This is a genomic window from Pseudomonas laurylsulfativorans (assembly GCF_002906155.1).
Taxonomy (GTDB): domain Bacteria; phylum Pseudomonadota; class Gammaproteobacteria; order Pseudomonadales; family Pseudomonadaceae; genus Aquipseudomonas; species Aquipseudomonas laurylsulfativorans.
In genome coordinates, this window is record NZ_MUJK01000003.1 from 65,815 (window position 1) to 80,945 (window position 15,131).

Consider the following 15,131-nt stretch of genomic DNA (forward strand, 5'->3'; position numbering starts at 1 on the left):
ATGGTCAAGAATGATGATGCACCCACTGACCTGATCCGGGCCAGGGATGTCAGTGGCTTCGATACCTGGGCACTGCCCAGCTTCGATCCGCCGCAACCCGAGCCTGAGCCTGAACCAGAACCCGAGCCGCCGGAAATGGAAGAAGTGCCGCTGGAAGAAGTCCAGCCACTGACCCTCGAAGAGCTCGAAAGCATTCGCCAGGAAGCCTACAACGAAGGTTTCGCGGTGGGTGAGAAGGAAGGTTTCCACAGCACCACGCTCAAGGTCCGCCAGGAAGCCGAAGTGGCCCTGACGGCCAAGATCGGGGCGCTGGAGCAACTGATGAGCCACCTGTTCGAGCCGATCGCCGAGCAGGACACCCAGATCGAAAAATCCCTGGTCGACCTCGTGCAGCACATCACCAAACAGGTGATCCAGCGCGAACTGGCCATCGACTCGACGCAGATCGAACACGTCATGCGCGATGCCCTCAAGCTCCTGCCGTTGGGCGTGGGCAATGTGCGGCTGTACATCAATCCGCAGGATTTCGAACAGGTCAAAGCCCTGCGCGAACGCCATGAAGAAACCTGGCGCATCGTCGAGGACGAATCGTTGTTGCCTGGCGGTTGCCGGGTCGAGACAGAACACAGTCGCATCGACGCCACAGTCGAGACCCGCGTCGCGCGGGTGATGGACAAGCTGTTCGACCAGTTGCACGAGCAGGCCTTGCACCCGGCCGCGCCAGACCTGAGCCTGGAGCTTGCGGTCGACAGCAAGCCTGCAACCTCACCAGAAACGGATGCGCCTGATGCGCCTTGAGCGCACCAGCTTTGCCAAGCGCCTGGGCAGCTATGCCGAGGCCACGGGGTTGGCCGGCGCGCCGATCCTTGAAGGCCGCTTGCTGCGCATGGTCGGCCTGACCCTCGAAGCTGAAGGCCTGCGCGCCGCCATGGGCAGCCGCTGCATGGTCATCAACGACGACAGCTATCACCCGGTGCAGGTCGAAGCTGAAGTGATGGGCTTCTCCGGCAGCAAGGTCTTCCTGATGCCGGTCGGCAGTGTCGCTGGCATTGCGCCCGGTGCCCGAGTGGTGCCGTTGGCCGATACCGGTCGCCTACCCATGGGCATGAGCATGCTCGGACGGGTACTCGATGGCGCCGGTCGTGCCCTGGACGGCAAGGGCGGGATGAAGGCCGAAGACTGGGTGCCAATGGATGGCCCGACCATCAACCCGCTCAAGCGTGAGCCGATCAGCGAGCCGCTGGACGTGGGCATCCGTTGCATCAACGGCATGCTGACAGTCGGACGCGGCCAGCGGCTCGGCCTGTTTGCCGGTACCGGTGTCGGTAAATCTGTGCTGCTGGGGATGATGACGCGCTTTACCGAGGCCGACATTATCGTCGTCGGGCTGATTGGTGAGCGGGGCCGCGAAGTCAAGGAATTCATCGAGCACATCCTCGGTGAAGAAGGGCTCAAGCGTTCGGTGGTCGTGGCGTCCCCGGCGGACGATGCGCCGCTGATGCGCCTGCGAGCGGCCATGTACTGCACGCGAATTGCCGAGTATTTCCGCGACAAGGGCAAGAATGTCCTGTTACTGATGGACTCGCTGACCCGTTTCGCCCAGGCCCAGCGGGAAATCGCCCTGGCCATTGGCGAGCCGCCGGCGACCAAGGGCTATCCGCCGTCGGTATTCGCCAAACTGCCGAAGCTGGTGGAGCGGGCGGGTAACGCGGAGAAGGGCGGCGGTTCGATCACTGCTTTCTACACCGTGCTGTCCGAAGGCGATGACCAGCAGGACCCGATTGCCGACTCGGCGCGAGGCGTGCTCGACGGGCACATCGTGCTGTCCCGGCGCCTGGCCGAAGAAGGGCATTACCCGGCCATCGATATCGAAGCTTCCATCAGCCGAGTGATGCCGGCGGTGGTGTCGCCGGAACACATGACCCGTGCGCAGTACTTCAAGCAACTGTGGTCGCGCTATCAGCAGAGTCGCGACCTGATCAGTGTTGGCGCCTATGTCGCCGGTGGTGATCGGGAGACCGACCTGGCGATCTCCCTGCAGCCGCAACTGGTCAAGTACCTGCGTCAGGGCCTCAACGACAGCATCAGCCTGGGCGAAAGCGAAGCGTATCTCGCCTCGATCTTCGCGCCCGCGGCAGGCGGTTAAGCGGTCATGGCCCAGAGTCGGGCAGGAAGGCTGGCACCCGTGGTGGAAATGGCCGAAAAGGCCGAGAAAACCGCGGTCCAGCGCCTGGGGTATTTTCAAGGGCAGGTGCGCCTGGCCGAAAGCAAGCTCGCCGACCTTGAAGCCTTCCGCCTTGACTATCAGGAACAATGGATCGTACGTGGCAGCGGCGGCGTTTCGGGCCAATGGTTGCTGGGCTATCAGGGCTTTCTGGCGCAACTGGGCACGGCCATCGACCAGCAGCGGCAAAGCCTGGCCTGGCATCAAAACAACCTGAACAAGGCCCGGGAAACTTGGCAGCAGGCGTTTGCCCGGGTCGAAGGCTTGCGCAAGCTGGTTCAGCGCTATGCCGATGAGGCGCGGGCGCTTGAAGACCGGCGCGAACAGAAGTTGCTGGATGAGCTGTCCCAGCGCTTGCCGCGCGAGAATCCGTATTGAGTGTGCGTTCGAAAATTGGGCTGCCTTGCTCCCATCCATACCTGGTGCTAAACCTTCTAAACGTTTTCCAAAGACAAGGAAGCCATTAAATGTCAGTCGTTTCAGAAGTGTCCCAGGATGGGCAAAAGCTGACGATCTCGGTCAAGGGTCGTTTCGATTTCGCCAAGCATCAGGAATTTCGTCAGTCCTACGAAGATAAGCAGCTATCGGCGGTCGTGGTCGACCTCAAAGAGGCCACTTACCTCGATAGCTCGGCCCTGGGCATGCTGCTTTTGCTGCGTGATCACGCCGGTGGCGACGACTCCGATGTGCGTGTCGTCAACAGCAGTACCGACGTGCGCAAAATTCTCGCCATCTCCAACTTCGACAAGTTGTTCGACATCAGTTGATTGCCATGCAACCACTGGAGCCGCTGACGATCCTGATTGCCGAGGACAGCGCCGCCGATCGCCTGCTGTTGTCGAGCATACTGCGCCGCCAGGGGCACGAAGTGCTGACGGCGGCCAACGGCGCTGAAGCGGTCGACGCGTTTGGCCGGCAACAACCGCACCTGGTGTTGATGGATGCGATGATGCCGGTCATGGACGGCTTCGAGGCGGCCCGGCAGATCAAGGCCCTGGCCGGGGAAACCCTGGTGCCGATTATCTTCCTCACGTCGTTGTCCGAAAGCGAAGCCCTGGCCCGGTGTCTGGAGGTCGGCGGTGACGACTTTCTGGCTAAACCCTATAACCAGGTGATTCTCGCGGCCAAGATCAAGGCGATGGATCGTTTGCGGCGCTTGCAGGACACGGTGCTGCAACAGCGTGACCAGATCGCCCGGCACCACGACTACCTGCTCAACGAGCAGCGCGTGGCCAAGGCGGTTTTCGACAAGGTGGCGCACTCCGGCTGCCTGAATGCCGCTCCGAATATCCGTTATCTGCAATCGCCTTATGCGCTGTTCAACGGCGACCTGTTGCTGGCCGCCTTTACCCCGGCCGGTGATATGCACGTAATGCTGGGTGACTTCACAGGCCACGGTCTGCCGGCGGCGGTTGGCGCCATGCCCTTGGCCGAAGTCTTCTACGGGATGACAGCCAAGGGTTATGGCCTGGCGGAAACCCTGCGCGAGATGAATGCCAAGCTCAAGCGCATCCTGCCGGTGGACATGTTTTGCTGTGCGACGTTGCTGTGCCTGAGTTTTCAGCGTCGTTCGGTTGAGGTCTGGAACGGTGGAATGCCCGACGGTTACCTGCATCGCATTGCCAGTGGCGAGCGAACCCCTCTGCCGGCGCGGCACCTGCCTTTGGGGGTGCTGAGCCCGGAATCCTTCGATGAGCGCACCGAAGTGTTTCCCATGGCGCTCGGGGATCGGGTTTTCCTCTTGTCCGATGGCGTGATCGACACCTGCGACGCCAATGACCAGTTGTTTGGCGTGCAGCGATTGCAGCAGGTGTTCGCCATCAATCGTCAGCCGGAGGCGCTGTTCGAAGAGATCGAGCAGGCGCTGCGCGATTTCGGCGGTGAAGCGCGCGACGATGTCAGCATGGTCGAAATCAGCTTGCTGGAGCCGGCGCAGATTACGCCGCCGGCATTGGTCTACTCCGACAGCGGCCAGTCCTGTCCGCTGGACTGGTCGGCGAGTTTCGAATTTCGCGCCGCCACGCTCAAGCGTTTCAATCCGCTACCCTACCTGTTGCGGTTGCTGCTCGAGGTTCATGGCCTTCGGGATCAGAGCGGTGCGCTTTACAGCGTGCTGGCGGAACTCTATTCCAATGCGCTGGAACATGGCGTGCTGGGGCTGGATTCGAGCCTCAAGCGCGATGCATCGGGTTTTGCACGGTATTATCAAGAGCGCAGTGCCCGGCTCGGCGAACTGCAGGAAGGCTATGTACGGGTACATTTGCAGGTGGCGCCGACCGACGGCGGCGGTTGCCTGACCATTCACATCGAAGACAGCGGCAAGGGGTTCGATGTCGAGCGGGTGATGGCAAGACCGCTGGATGACATCCGCCTGTCGGGACGAGGGGTCAGTCTGATCCGCCAGTTGGGGCGCAATGCCCGCTGGACCGACGGTGGTCGAAGGGCACGCGTGGAGTTTATCTGGGAGGCTCTGGCATAATCCGCGCATTCTTGATCAAGGAGTGAGCAAGTGGACAACACACATGTGGATCACGGCGTGCTGAGTGCATTGCGCGAAGTGATGGAAGAGGGCTATCCGGATCTGTTGGAAATCTTTCTCGCGGACTCCGAAGAGCGCCTGAACGTCTTGAGAACAGCTGACAGTACCGAACTGCTGGTTGAAACCGCCCATAGCTTCAAGGGCAGCAGCAGCAATATGGGTGCAGTCAGGCTGACCAAGTTGTGCCACCAGCTTGAACAGCAGGCCGCAAGTTTGCCAAGCGCGGCCGTTCAGGAACTGGTCGGCAAAATCGATAACGAGTTTGCCGGTATCCGGCCTCTGTACGAAGCTGAACGACAGCGTTGCCCGGCGAAAATCTGAGCATAAGTTGTATGTGGTCTCCTTCGAGTGAAACTGGCTCGACCTTTGCAATCAACTCATTCAACTGTACTCAGAGCCCCGTGCAGCGGAGACCGTTTCATGCCCGTTACCCCCGATATTCTGCTTCAGGCCTCCAGGCAGGCCAAGACTCAGGCTGCGTCCGCCAATCCTCCGGCGCTGACCGCTGAGCCCGGAGGCAAGGCCGCAAGCTTCGCTCATGTCTATGCCAATCAGGCCCAGAACAAGCCCGATGCGGTGGCTGATGCCTCGTTCAAGCCGGGTCGTGACAAAAGCTCCGATGCCGCTGGAAAAAAAGACGCTGGCAACGACAAGTCTGCCGCCCGCGAGCGGGTGGTTGCCGATGGCGGCAAATCCTTGCCTGCCGGCAAGACGGCCGACGATGATGCGGCGGATGTCGACCAGGCTCCAGTCGTCGATGCCGCGCCGGTCGATCCGGCGCTTGATCCCTCCTTGCAGCAAGCCGTACAGCCAGTGATACCTGCGCCGACAACTCCCGCCGTGGCCGACACTGTGCCACCAGCGGTTGACGCGGCGGTTGCTGCAGCCATCACCGCGACAACCACGCCGGCACAGACCACTACAGACGGCGATTTCGATCCGGAGGCTGATCCTCTCGACGCCCTGCCAGCGTTACGTCTGGCGATGGAACAGAGCGGTCACGTGTCGGCTTCCAGCCAGGCACAGTCCAGGGCGGCACCGACCCAGGCGCAAGCCCAGGCTGACGGTGAGCTGACTTCGGCGCAAAACTTTGCCGCCGGCATGGCGACCATGCTGGATGTTCAGGCCGACAAGAACAGCGCCGGTCAGGACGGCGACAAGGCGTTCAGCGGCTTGATCGATGACGGCCTGAAGGACCTCAAGTCCGCCAGCAGCGACACCCGTGTCGATGATTTCGCCAACCGCCTGGCAGCACTGACCCAGGCGGCGACGCCGAAGACTGCCAACGCCTTGCCGGTGAACCAGCCGATCGCCATGCACCAGAGCGGGTGGACCGAAGAGGTGGTGAACCGGGTCATGTACCTGTCCAGCGCCAATCTCAAGGCGGCGGACATCCAGTTGCAGCCCGCTGAGCTCGGGCGCCTGGACATTCGGGTGAACATGGTTCCCGATCAGCAGACCCAGGTCACGTTCATGAGCGCGCATCCGGGAGTTCGTGAGGCGCTGGATGGCCAGGTCCATCGTTTGCGCGACATGTTCGCACAGCAGGGCATGGGGCAGGTCGATGTCAACGTTTCGGATCAGTCCCGTGGTTCGCAGCAAGGGCAGGAACAAGCCCGGCAAAGCCAGACCGGGCGGACCAGCGCCAGCGGCGGCCGCCTCGATTCAATGGATGACGACCTGACGCCTGGCGTCGCTGAGGTGGCTGCCAATACCACCAGTGTGATCGGCTCCAGCGCGGTCGATTACTACGCCTGACCAAACGCAAAACCCTCTGTAGGAGCGAGCTTGCTCGCGATGATCGTTAACGATAACGCGTGCTTGCTGGCTAAACGCGGCGCTCTTGAATTCTTCGCGGGCAATCGAGCGTCGACCGGCTCGCTCCTACATGGCATAACACTTGCTCTTGCCTTGCCGTGCGACTGTGAAAAACCGATTAGTGACGGATTATTGGCATGGCGAAGAGCGACGCAGCAGTAAAAGACCCCGCAACCAAAGGCAAACTCAAGCTGATTATCTTGATCGTGGTGGCCCTGCTGCTGGCGATCGGTGTGTCCGTGGGGGCGACCTGGTACTTCATGCACAGCGCTCAGAGCAAACCTGCCGCCGCCGTGGCGCAAACAGCTCCCGTCGGCAAGCAGCCAGCGATTTTCGAGTCGATGGCACCGGCTTTCGTGGCCAACTACAACCAGAACGGTCGCCAGCGCTACATGCAAGTGAGCGTCACCATGCTCGCGCGCAACCAGGTGGATCTGGATGCACTCAAGGTCCACATGCCGGTGATCCGCAACAACCTTGTCATGCTGTTCTCCGGGCAGGACTTCGCCACGCTCGCCTCGCCGGTCGGCCAGGAAATGCTGCGGCAGAAAGCCACCGCCAGCGTGCAGGAAGTGGCGCAGAAAGAGCTCGGCAAAGTGGTGATCGAACAGTTGCTTTTCACTAATTTCGTACTGCAGTAGGAACACGACATGGCCGTGCAGGACCTGCTGTCCCAGGATGAGATCGACGCGCTGTTGCATGGCGTCGACGATGGTCTGGTACAGACCGAAAATGCTGCCGAACCCGGCACCGTCAAAAGCTATGACCTGACCAGCCAGGATCGCATCGTCCGTGGACGCATGCCGACCCTCGAAATGATCAACGAGCGTTTCGCCCGCTATACCCGCATCAGCATGTTCAACATGCTGCGTCGCTCGGCAGACGTTGCGGTCGGTGGCGTGCAGGTGATGAAGTTCGGCGAATACGTGCACTCGCTGTACGTGCCGACCAGCCTCAACCTGGTCAAGATCAAGCCCCTGCGCGGCACCGCGCTGTTCATCCTCGACGCCAAGCTGGTGTTCAAGCTGGTGGACAACTTCTTCGGCGGTGATGGCCGGCACGCCAAGATCGAAGGGCGTGAATTCACCCCGACCGAACTGCGTGTGGTGCGCATGGTGCTGGAGCAGGCGTTCGTCGATTTGAAAGAAGCCTGGCAGGCGATCATGGAAGTCAACTTCGAGTACATCAACTCGGAAGTGAACCCGGCCATGGCCAACATCGTCGGCCCGAGCGAAGCCATTGTGGTGTCGACCTTCCACATCGAACTCGATGGCGGTGGCGGTGACCTGCACGTGACCATGCCGTACTCGATGATCGAGCCGGTGCGTGAAATGCTCGACGCCGGCTTCCAGTCGGACCTCGACGACCAGGACGAGCGCTGGGTCAACGCCCTGCGCCAGGACGTGCTGGACGTCGACGTGCCGATCGGTGCGACGGTGGCTCGTCGTCAGTTGCGCCTGCGCGACATCCTGCACATGCAGCCGGGGGATGTGATCCCGGTCGACATGCCGGAAGAAATGATCATGCGCGCCAACGGCGTGCCGGCCTTCAAGGTCAAGATGGGCTCACACAAGGGCAACCTGGCTTTGCAAGTGATCGAGCCGATCGAGCGCCGTTGACCGGCGCTCGTGCCCATTCGCGATTAAACCGAATTCTGAATTTTTGCTCGCCGAGGACACTGACAATATGAACACGCAAGACGACCAGGCTCTGGCTGATGAGTGGGCAGCGGCCCTGGAAGAAACCGGTGATGCCGGGCAGGCTGACATTGACGCCTTGCTGGCCGCCGATTCCGCCAGTTCCGCGTCCAACCGCCTGCCAATGGAAGAGTTCGGCAGCGTGCCGAGAAGCAACGAGCCGGTCAGCCTGGAAGGCCCGAACCTGGACGTGATCCTCGATATCCCGGTGTCGATCTCCATGGAAGTGGGCAGCACCGACATCAACATCCGCAACCTGCTGCAACTGAACCAGGGCTCGGTGATCGAACTGGATCGCCTGGCCGGCGAGCCGCTGGACGTGCTGGTCAACGGTACGCTCATCGCTCACGGTGAAGTGGTGGTGGTCAACGAGAAGTTCGGCATCCGCCTGACGGACGTGATCAGCCCAAGTGAACGCATCAAGAAGCTGCGCTGAGTGAAAAAGGTTCTGGGGGCTTTGCTGGGGGCTGCGCTGGCCGTGCCGTTCAGTGTGCTGGCGGCCGAACCGGTTGCAACGGCGACCACGGCTGCGGCACCGGCAGTGAGCAGTGGTGTGGCTGGCCAGCTGACACAGCTGGTGTTCGGCTTGCTGCTGGTGCTGGGGCTGATCTTCCTCCTCGCCTGGTTGCTGCGTCGGGTCCAGCAGGCCGGTCCGGCCGGCAAGGGGCAGGTGATCGAGATTGTCGGCTCTCGCGCACTGGGGCCGCGTGATCGCCTGATGCTGGTGCAGGTTGGCAACGAGCAGATTCTGTTGGGCTTGAGCCCTGGCAGTATCACTGCGCTGCACGTTCTCAAGGAGCCGGTGCAAGTGCCGACTACTGACAAGCCGACACCGGAATTTGCCCAGCGCCTCTTGGAGATGCTGGGTAAAGATCAGAAGGATAAGAAGTAATGGGTGCGCTACGCATCGTCTTGACGCTGACCCTGATGCTGGCCGCGCCGCTGGCATTCGCTGCCGATCCGCTGTCGATCCCGGCCATCACCCTGGGCACCAACGCACAGGGTGCGCAGGAATACTCGGTCAGCCTGCAAATCCTGCTGATCATGACCGCGCTGAGCTTTATCCCGGCGTTTGTCATGCTGATGACCAGCTTCACCCGGATCATCATTGTCTTCTCGATCCTGCGCCAGGCCCTGGGCCTGCAGCAGACGCCGTCGAACCAGATTCTCACCGGCATGGCGCTGTTCCTGACTCTGTTCATCATGGCGCCGGTGTTCGACCGGGTGAACCAGGACGCCTTGCAGCCGTATCTGGCGGAAAAACTCACGGCCCAGGATGCGGTCGCCAAGGCGCAGGTGCCGATCAAGGATTTCATGCTCGCCCAGACCCGCACCAGCGATCTGGAGCTGTTCATGCGCCTGTCCAAGCGCACTGACATCGCAACGCCGGAGCAGGCGCCGCTGACCATCCTGGTACCGGCCTTCGTGACCTCTGAGCTGAAAACGGCGTTCCAGATCGGCTTCATGATCTTCATTCCGTTCCTGATCATCGACCTGGTCGTGGCCAGTGTGTTGATGGCCATGGGTATGATGATGCTCTCGCCGCTGATCATTTCCCTGCCGTTCAAGATCATGCTGTTCGTGCTGGTCGATGGCTGGGCGTTGATCATCGGCACACTGGCCAGCAGCTTCGGCGGTGTGTCGCCATGACGCCAGAAGTTGCGGTCGACATCTTCCGTGAGGCGCTGTGGCTGACCACCATGATGGTGGCGGTGCTGGTGATCCCGAGTCTGCTGGTGGGCCTGCTGGTGGCGATGTTCCAGGCCGCCACGCAGATCAACGAACAGACCTTGAGCTTTTTGCCGCGCCTGCTGGTGATGCTGGTGACCCTGATCGTGGCGGGGCCGTGGCTGGTGCAGACCTTCATGGAGTACATCCTGCAGTTGTACGGCAGCATTCCGCAGGTCATCGGCTAAGCCATGTCTTCACTGCTGCAATTGACGGATACCCAGATCAGCACCTGGGTGGCGGCGTTCATGTTGCCGCTGTTTCGCGTCGGCGCCTTATTGATGGTCATGCCGGTGTTCGGCACATCCCTGGTGCCCAAGCGCATCCGCCTGTATTTCGCCCTGGCGATCACCGTAGTCATCGCGCCCGGCCTGCCACCGATGCCGCCAGTCAATGCGCTGGACTTGAGCGGGTTGCTGCTGATTGCCGAACAGATCCTTGTCGGCGCGATCCTGGGGTTCTCGCTGCAGCTGTTCTTCCAGGCGTTCGTGGTCGCCGGGCAGATTGTCGCGATCCAGATGGGCATGGGCTTCGCTTCGATGGTCGACCCCACCAACGGCGTGTCGGTGGCGGTCATCGGGCAGTTCTTCACCATGCTGGTAACGCTGATGTTCCTGGCGATGAACGGTCACCTGGTGGTGTTCGAGGTGCTGACCGAGAGCTTCACCACGCTGCCGGTGGGTAGCGGGTTGATGGTCAATCATTACTGGGAGCTGGCCGGCAAGCTGGGATGGGTGCTGGGCGCGGCACTGTTGCTGGTATTGCCGGCGATCACCGCGCTGCTGGTGGTCAACATCGCCTTTGGCGTGATGACCCGGGCGGCGCCGCAACTGAACATCTTTTCCATCGGTTTCCCGCTGACCCTGGTGCTCGGCCTGTTTATCGTCTGGGTCGGGCTGGCGGACATTCTCAACCAGTATCAACCGCTGGCCATCGAGGCCCTGCAGTTTTTACGCGAACTGGCAAAGGCGCGCTGAGGCATGGCTGAGAGCGAAAGCGGTCAGGACAAAACAGAAGACCCCACGGAGAAAAAGAAAAAGGACGCCCGGGAGAAGGGTGAGATCGCCCGTTCCAAGGAGCTCAATACCCTGGCGATCATGCTCGCCGGTGCCGGCGCGCTACTGGTTTTCGGTGGAGCGCTGGCCGAGGACATGATGGAGTTGATGCGCCTGAACTTTTCCCTGTCGCGGGAGGTAGTGCTGGATCAGCGCTCGATGGGCACCTACCTGCTGCACTCGGGGCAGATTGCCCTGCTGGCAATCCAGCCGGTGATGATCACCTTGTTGCTCGCCGCCTTGATCGTTCCGATATCCCTCGGCGGCTGGTTGTTCTCCGCCGGCACCATGGCCCCCAAGTTCAGCCGCATGAACCCCGGCGCCGGCCTCAAGCGCATGTTCTCGGCCAAGGCCATCGCTGAGCTGCTTAAGGCCCTGGCGAAGTTTTTCATCGTGTTGTTCGTGGCCCTGCTGGTGTTGTCGGCGGACATCGACGATCTGCTGCGAATCGCCCACGAACCGCTGGACCGGGCGATTATCCACAGCCTGCAAGTGGTCGGTTGGAGCACCCTGTGGATGGCTTGCGGGCTGATCATCATCGCCGCCGTCGACGTGCCGATACAGCTCTGGGAAAGCATCAAGAAACTGAAAATGACCAAGCAGGAAGTGCGCGACGAGCACAAAGACCAGGAAGGTCGACCGGAGGTCAAGCAGCGGATTCGACAGCTGCAGCGCGAGATGTCCCAGCGGCGGATGATGGCGGCAATTCCCGAGGCCGACGTGGTCATCACCAACCCGACGCACTACGCCGTGGCCCTCAAATACGACCCGGAGAAGGGCAGTGCGCCGGTGCTGCTGGCCAAAGGTAGCGACTTCCTGGCCCTGAAGATCCGCGAGATCGCGGCGGCCAACGAGATCTTGCTGCTGGAGTCCCCTGCGCTGGCGCGCTCGATTTACTACTCCACCGAGCTGGAGCAGGAAATTCCCGGCGGGCTCTACCTGGCGGTCGCACAGGTGCTGGCTTACGTCTATCAGATTCGACAGTACCGGGCAGGCAAGGGCAAGCGACCTGAACCGCTCAAGGATGACCTGCCGATCCCGCCGGATTTGCGCCGCGATTCCTGAGTTTCGCGCTGCCGCTGAAGGCCCCTTCGCGGCAAGCCCGCTCCCACAGGGTTCTGCGCAAGCCGCACTGGCCTGCGCCGGCCTTTTCAGCTCAGCGCCTGATTTTGAGCAGCATTCCGGCGAGGACGTCGTCCTTGTCGATAAAGTGGTGTTTTATCGCCACCAGCAGATGCCCGCCGACCAGTGCGCCACAGCACCACGATGTCCAGGTATGAATGTACTTGGCCAAGTCGTAGAGGTCGGGATCAGGGGCAACCAGAGGCGGTAAAAGAAACAGTCCCGCCACAAGAATCGGTTTGTCTGCAACAGAACTCCAGTACCAGCCTGAAAGGGGCAATGCAATCAGCGCAATGGCGTAAAGCAGGATGTGACCGATCATCGCGCCTTGCTTCATCAGTCCGCTCATGTGGTCTGGAAGCGCTGGAGGTGGATTCTTCAGGCGCCAGGCAACTCGCACGACAATCATGAAAAGCAGCGTGCTAGCCAATGCCTTGTGCAAAAAAGTGAGTTCGTGGTGGGGGTTCAGTTCATCACGCCAGTGCGTGGCCAGGATCCCCAACGCCCAACTGCTCATCCAGACAAGTGCCATGCCCCAGTGCAGCCACTTGGCGGTGTTGGAGTATTCCGTGGTTTTTGCCTTCGGCATCGTTGCCTTCCTCCTATTCAAGGTCTTGTCGATTTGCATCGTGGCGCGCGATGTTGGAGGGCGTGCATTAACCGACTATTAGGCCGGCTCAAAATCAAGGGGTCGCGACCTGCAAAAGCCCTCTGATTCGCCCCTTCGCAAAAGTTGGAAAGCTTCTTGCAGTAGCCGCCCCGAGCCTGCTTCAGGCGTCAAAAGTTTGCTTTAAAGGAACGGGGAAAACCGGTGGATCGCTCTCAGTTAATCAGCAGTGCCCGCAGCAACATTGCCGACCTCAGTCGAGGCAATCTGGGCGTGCCGCTGTTGCTGCTGGTCATGCTGGCGATGATGATGTTGCCGGTGCCGCCGTTCCTGCTCGACGTGTTCTTTACCTTCAACATTGCCCTGTCCATCGTCGTGCTGCTGGTGTGCGTCTACGCCTTGCGCCCGCTGGATTTCGCGGTGTTCCCGACCATTCTGTTGGTGGCGACGCTGTTACGCCTGGCGTTGAACGTGGCCTCAACGCGGGTGGTGATGCTCCATGGCCAGGACGGCCATGCCGCCGCCGGCAAGGTGATCCAGGCCTTCGGCGAGGTGGTGATCGGCGGTAACTACGTGGTTGGTATCGTGGTCTTCGCGATCTTGATGATCATCAACTTCGTCGTGGTGACCAAGGGGGCGGGGCGGATTTCCGAGGTGAGCGCGCGTTTCACCCTCGATGCGATGCCCGGTAAGCAAATGGCGATCGACGCCGACCTCAACGCCGGCCTGATCGATCAGACCCAGGCCAAGGCCCGCCGTTCGGAAGTGGCCCAGGAAGCCGAGTTCTACGGTTCCATGGACGGTGCCAGCAAATTCGTCCGTGGTGATGCCATTGCCGGCCTGCTGATCCTGTTCATCAACCTGATCGGCGGCATGGCGGTCGGTATCTTCCAGCACGGCATGACCTTCGGCGACGCCGGCAAGGTATATGCGCTGTTGACCATTGGTGACGGTTTGGTGGCGCAATTGCCATCACTGTTGTTATCGACAGCCGCCGCGATCATGGTGACCCGTGCTTCCGGTTCGGAAGACATGGGCAAGCAAATCAATCGCCAGATGTTCGCCTCGCCCAAGGCGCTGGCGGTGTCGGCGGGCCTGATGGCGGTGATGGGGCTGGTGCCCGGCATGCCGCACTTCTCCTTCCTGAGCATGGCGGCCCTGGCGGCCGGTGGTGCCTACCTGTTCTGGAAAAAGCAGAACACCGCCAAGGTACAGGCCCTGCAAGAGGTCAAGCGTCAGCAAGATCTGCTGCCGTCGCCAGCCCGCGCCCAGGAAACCAAGGAGCTGGGCTGGGATGACGTGACGCCCATCGACATGATCGGCCTGGAAGTGGGTTATCGCCTGATTCCGCTGGTGGACCGCAACCAGGGTGGCCAGTTGCTGGCACGGATCAAGGGTGTGCGCAAGAAACTGTCCCAGGATCTGGGCTTCCTGATGCCGACGGTGCATATCCGCGACAACCTCGACCTGGCGCCAAGCGCCTATCGCTTGACCCTCATGGGGGTGATCCTGGCCGAGGCGGAGATCTACCCGGACCGCGAGCTGGCGATCAACCCGGGGCAGGTCTACGGCACGCTCAACGGCATTACCGCCAAAGATCCGGCTTTCGGCCTGGAAGCGGTCTGGATCGAAATCAGCCAGCGAGCCCAGGCACAATCCCTCGGTTATACGGTGGTCGATGCCAGTACAGTAGTGGCTACCCACCTGAACCAGATACTCTACAAACATTCCAGTGAACTGATCGGTCACGAAGAAGTGCAGCAACTCATGCAATTGCTGGCCAAAAGCTCGCCGAAACTGGCCGAGGAGCTGGTGCCGGGTGTGGTTTCGCTGTCGCAGTTGCTCAAGGTGTTGCAAGCGCTGCTGGCCGAACAAGTGCCTGTGCGCGACATCCGCAGCATTGCCGAGGCGATCGCCAACAATGCCGCCAAGAGTCAAGATACCGCCGCGCTGGTGGCTGCCGTGCGTGTTGGCGTATCCCGCGCAATCGTGCAAAGCATTGTAGGTACTGAGTCGGAGCTGCCAGTTATCACGCTGGAGCCAAGGTTGGAACAGATATTGCTCAATAGTCTGCAGAAGGCAGGGCAAGGCTCGGAAGAGGGCGTTCTGCTGGAGCCAAGCATGGCTGAGAAGCTGCAGCGCTCGCTGATTGACGCGGCGCAGCGCCAGGAGATGCAAGGTCAGCCGGTGATTCTGCTGGTGGCCGGTCCGGTTCGCGCGATGCTCTCGCGATTTGGCCGGCTCGCAGTCCCGGGTTTGCACGTGTTGGCTTACCAGGAAATTCCTGACAACAAGCAAGTGACCATCGTTGCGACAGTAGGGCCCAACGGCTGAGGTAGTG

General features: G+C 61.0%; 17 protein-coding genes. 16 read left to right on the top strand and 1 reads right to left on the bottom strand.

Annotation, left to right across the window (positions count from 1 at the left end):
* From fliH to flhB, 15 genes are all read left to right on the top strand, one after another.
* Positions 1-798 (top strand): flagellar assembly protein FliH, encoded by a 798-nt coding sequence (gene fliH, locus B0D71_RS10555; RefSeq protein ID WP_103394730.1) that lies wholly within the window; start codon positions 1-3, stop codon positions 796-798.
* Positions 788-2,146: a flagellar protein export ATPase FliI gene (fliI, locus tag B0D71_RS10560; RefSeq protein WP_103394731.1), complete on the top strand. Its 1,359-nt coding sequence runs from the start codon at positions 788-790 to the stop codon at positions 2,144-2,146. The genes fliH and fliI overlap by 11 nt, the downstream gene beginning before the upstream one ends.
* Positions 2,147-2,152: 6 nt before the next feature.
* Positions 2,153-2,602, top strand: coding sequence for a flagellar export protein FliJ (fliJ, locus tag B0D71_RS10565; RefSeq protein ID WP_103394732.1), 450 nt, complete (start codon positions 2,153-2,155; stop codon positions 2,600-2,602).
* Between the two features lie 89 nt (positions 2,603-2,691).
* A complete protein-coding gene (locus B0D71_RS10570; RefSeq protein WP_046037706.1) occupies positions 2,692-2,991 on the top strand; it encodes an STAS domain-containing protein in 300 nt (99 codons plus the stop codon).
* A gap of 5 nt (positions 2,992-2,996) precedes the next feature.
* Complete coding sequence (locus B0D71_RS10575; RefSeq protein ID WP_103394733.1) at positions 2,997-4,703, top strand: ATP-binding SpoIIE family protein phosphatase; 1,707 nt, start codon at positions 2,997-2,999, stop codon at positions 4,701-4,703.
* Between the two features lie 30 nt (positions 4,704-4,733).
* Positions 4,734-5,084, top strand: a complete 351-nt coding sequence (locus B0D71_RS10580; protein ID WP_103394734.1) for an Hpt domain-containing protein — start codon at positions 4,734-4,736, stop codon at positions 5,082-5,084.
* A gap of 99 nt (positions 5,085-5,183) precedes the next feature.
* Positions 5,184-6,521, top strand: a complete 1,338-nt coding sequence (locus B0D71_RS10585; RefSeq protein ID WP_103394735.1) for a flagellar hook-length control protein FliK — start codon at positions 5,184-5,186, stop codon at positions 6,519-6,521.
* A 197-nt stretch (positions 6,522-6,718) separates the two neighbouring features.
* On the top strand, positions 6,719-7,222 hold the full coding sequence (fliL, locus tag B0D71_RS10595) for a flagellar basal body-associated protein FliL (protein ID WP_103394737.1): 504 nt from the start codon (positions 6,719-6,721) through the stop codon (positions 7,220-7,222).
* Positions 7,223-7,231: 9 nt separating this feature from the next.
* A complete protein-coding gene (fliM, locus tag B0D71_RS10600; RefSeq protein WP_103394738.1) occupies positions 7,232-8,200 on the top strand; it encodes a flagellar motor switch protein FliM in 969 nt (322 codons plus the stop codon).
* Positions 8,201-8,267: 67 nt separating this feature from the next.
* A complete protein-coding gene (gene fliN / locus B0D71_RS10605) occupies positions 8,268-8,714 on the top strand; it encodes a flagellar motor switch protein FliN (protein ID WP_103394739.1) in 447 nt (148 codons plus the stop codon).
* Entirely contained in the window at positions 8,715-9,170 is a 456-nt protein-coding gene (gene fliO / locus B0D71_RS10610) for a flagellar biosynthetic protein FliO (protein ID WP_103394740.1), read from the top strand.
* Positions 9,170-9,928 (top strand): flagellar type III secretion system pore protein FliP, encoded by a 759-nt coding sequence (gene fliP / locus B0D71_RS10615; protein WP_103394741.1) that lies wholly within the window; start codon positions 9,170-9,172, stop codon positions 9,926-9,928. Before fliO ends, fliP begins: the two co-directional genes overlap by 1 nt.
* On the top strand, positions 9,925-10,194 hold the full coding sequence (fliQ, locus tag B0D71_RS10620; RefSeq protein WP_007948918.1) for a flagellar biosynthesis protein FliQ: 270 nt from the start codon (positions 9,925-9,927) through the stop codon (positions 10,192-10,194). Before fliP ends, fliQ begins: the two co-directional genes overlap by 4 nt.
* 3 nt (positions 10,195-10,197) lie before the next feature.
* Positions 10,198-10,983: a flagellar biosynthetic protein FliR gene (fliR, locus tag B0D71_RS10625; RefSeq protein ID WP_103394742.1), complete on the top strand. Its 786-nt coding sequence runs from the start codon at positions 10,198-10,200 to the stop codon at positions 10,981-10,983.
* A 3-nt stretch (positions 10,984-10,986) separates the two neighbouring features.
* Positions 10,987-12,126: a flagellar biosynthesis protein FlhB gene (flhB, locus tag B0D71_RS10630; RefSeq protein ID WP_103394743.1), complete on the top strand. Its 1,140-nt coding sequence runs from the start codon at positions 10,987-10,989 to the stop codon at positions 12,124-12,126.
* Positions 12,127-12,217: 91 nt separating this feature from the next.
* Here the strand turns inward: flhB and B0D71_RS10635 are convergent, their stop codons facing one another.
* Positions 12,218-12,772 (bottom strand): cytochrome b, encoded by a 555-nt coding sequence (locus B0D71_RS10635; RefSeq protein ID WP_103395255.1) that lies wholly within the window; start codon positions 12,770-12,772, stop codon positions 12,218-12,220.
* A 222-nt stretch (positions 12,773-12,994) separates the two neighbouring features.
* Here B0D71_RS10635 and flhA point away from each other — a divergent pair, with 222 nt between their 5' ends.
* Complete coding sequence (flhA, locus tag B0D71_RS10640; RefSeq protein WP_103394744.1) at positions 12,995-15,124, top strand: flagellar biosynthesis protein FlhA; 2,130 nt, start codon at positions 12,995-12,997, stop codon at positions 15,122-15,124.
* Positions 15,125-15,131 lie beyond the last annotated feature (7 nt).

Bases quoted from the DNA above. Each gene is read 5' to 3' on its own strand.
- fliR (WP_103394742.1), top strand. From the start codon at position 10,198: ATGTCTTCACTGCTGCAATTGACGGATACCCAGATCAGCACCTGGGTG.
- fliL (WP_103394737.1), top strand. From the start codon at position 6,719: ATGGCGAAGAGCGACGCAGCAGTAAAAGACCCCGCAACCAAAGGCAAA.
- B0D71_RS10575 (WP_103394733.1), top strand. From the start codon at position 2,997: ATGCAACCACTGGAGCCGCTGACGATCCTGATTGCCGAGGACAGCGCC.
- fliM (WP_103394738.1), top strand. From the start codon at position 7,232: ATGGCCGTGCAGGACCTGCTGTCCCAGGATGAGATCGACGCGCTGTTG.
- flhB (WP_103394743.1), top strand. From the start codon at position 10,987: ATGGCTGAGAGCGAAAGCGGTCAGGACAAAACAGAAGACCCCACGGAG.
- fliN (WP_103394739.1), top strand. From the start codon at position 8,268: ATGAACACGCAAGACGACCAGGCTCTGGCTGATGAGTGGGCAGCGGCC.
- B0D71_RS10635 (WP_103395255.1), bottom strand. From the start codon at position 12,772: ATGCCGAAGGCAAAAACCACGGAATACTCCAACACCGCCAAGTGGCTG.
- fliP (WP_103394741.1), top strand. From the start codon at position 9,170: ATGGGTGCGCTACGCATCGTCTTGACGCTGACCCTGATGCTGGCCGCG.
- fliH (WP_103394730.1), top strand. From the start codon at position 1: ATGGTCAAGAATGATGATGCACCCACTGACCTGATCCGGGCCAGGGAT.
- fliJ (WP_103394732.1), top strand. From the start codon at position 2,153: ATGGCCCAGAGTCGGGCAGGAAGGCTGGCACCCGTGGTGGAAATGGCC.
- B0D71_RS10585 (WP_103394735.1), top strand. From the start codon at position 5,184: ATGCCCGTTACCCCCGATATTCTGCTTCAGGCCTCCAGGCAGGCCAAG.
- fliI (WP_103394731.1), top strand. From the start codon at position 788: ATGCGCCTTGAGCGCACCAGCTTTGCCAAGCGCCTGGGCAGCTATGCC.
- fliQ (WP_007948918.1), top strand. From the start codon at position 9,925: ATGACGCCAGAAGTTGCGGTCGACATCTTCCGTGAGGCGCTGTGGCTG.
- B0D71_RS10570 (WP_046037706.1), top strand. From the start codon at position 2,692: ATGTCAGTCGTTTCAGAAGTGTCCCAGGATGGGCAAAAGCTGACGATC.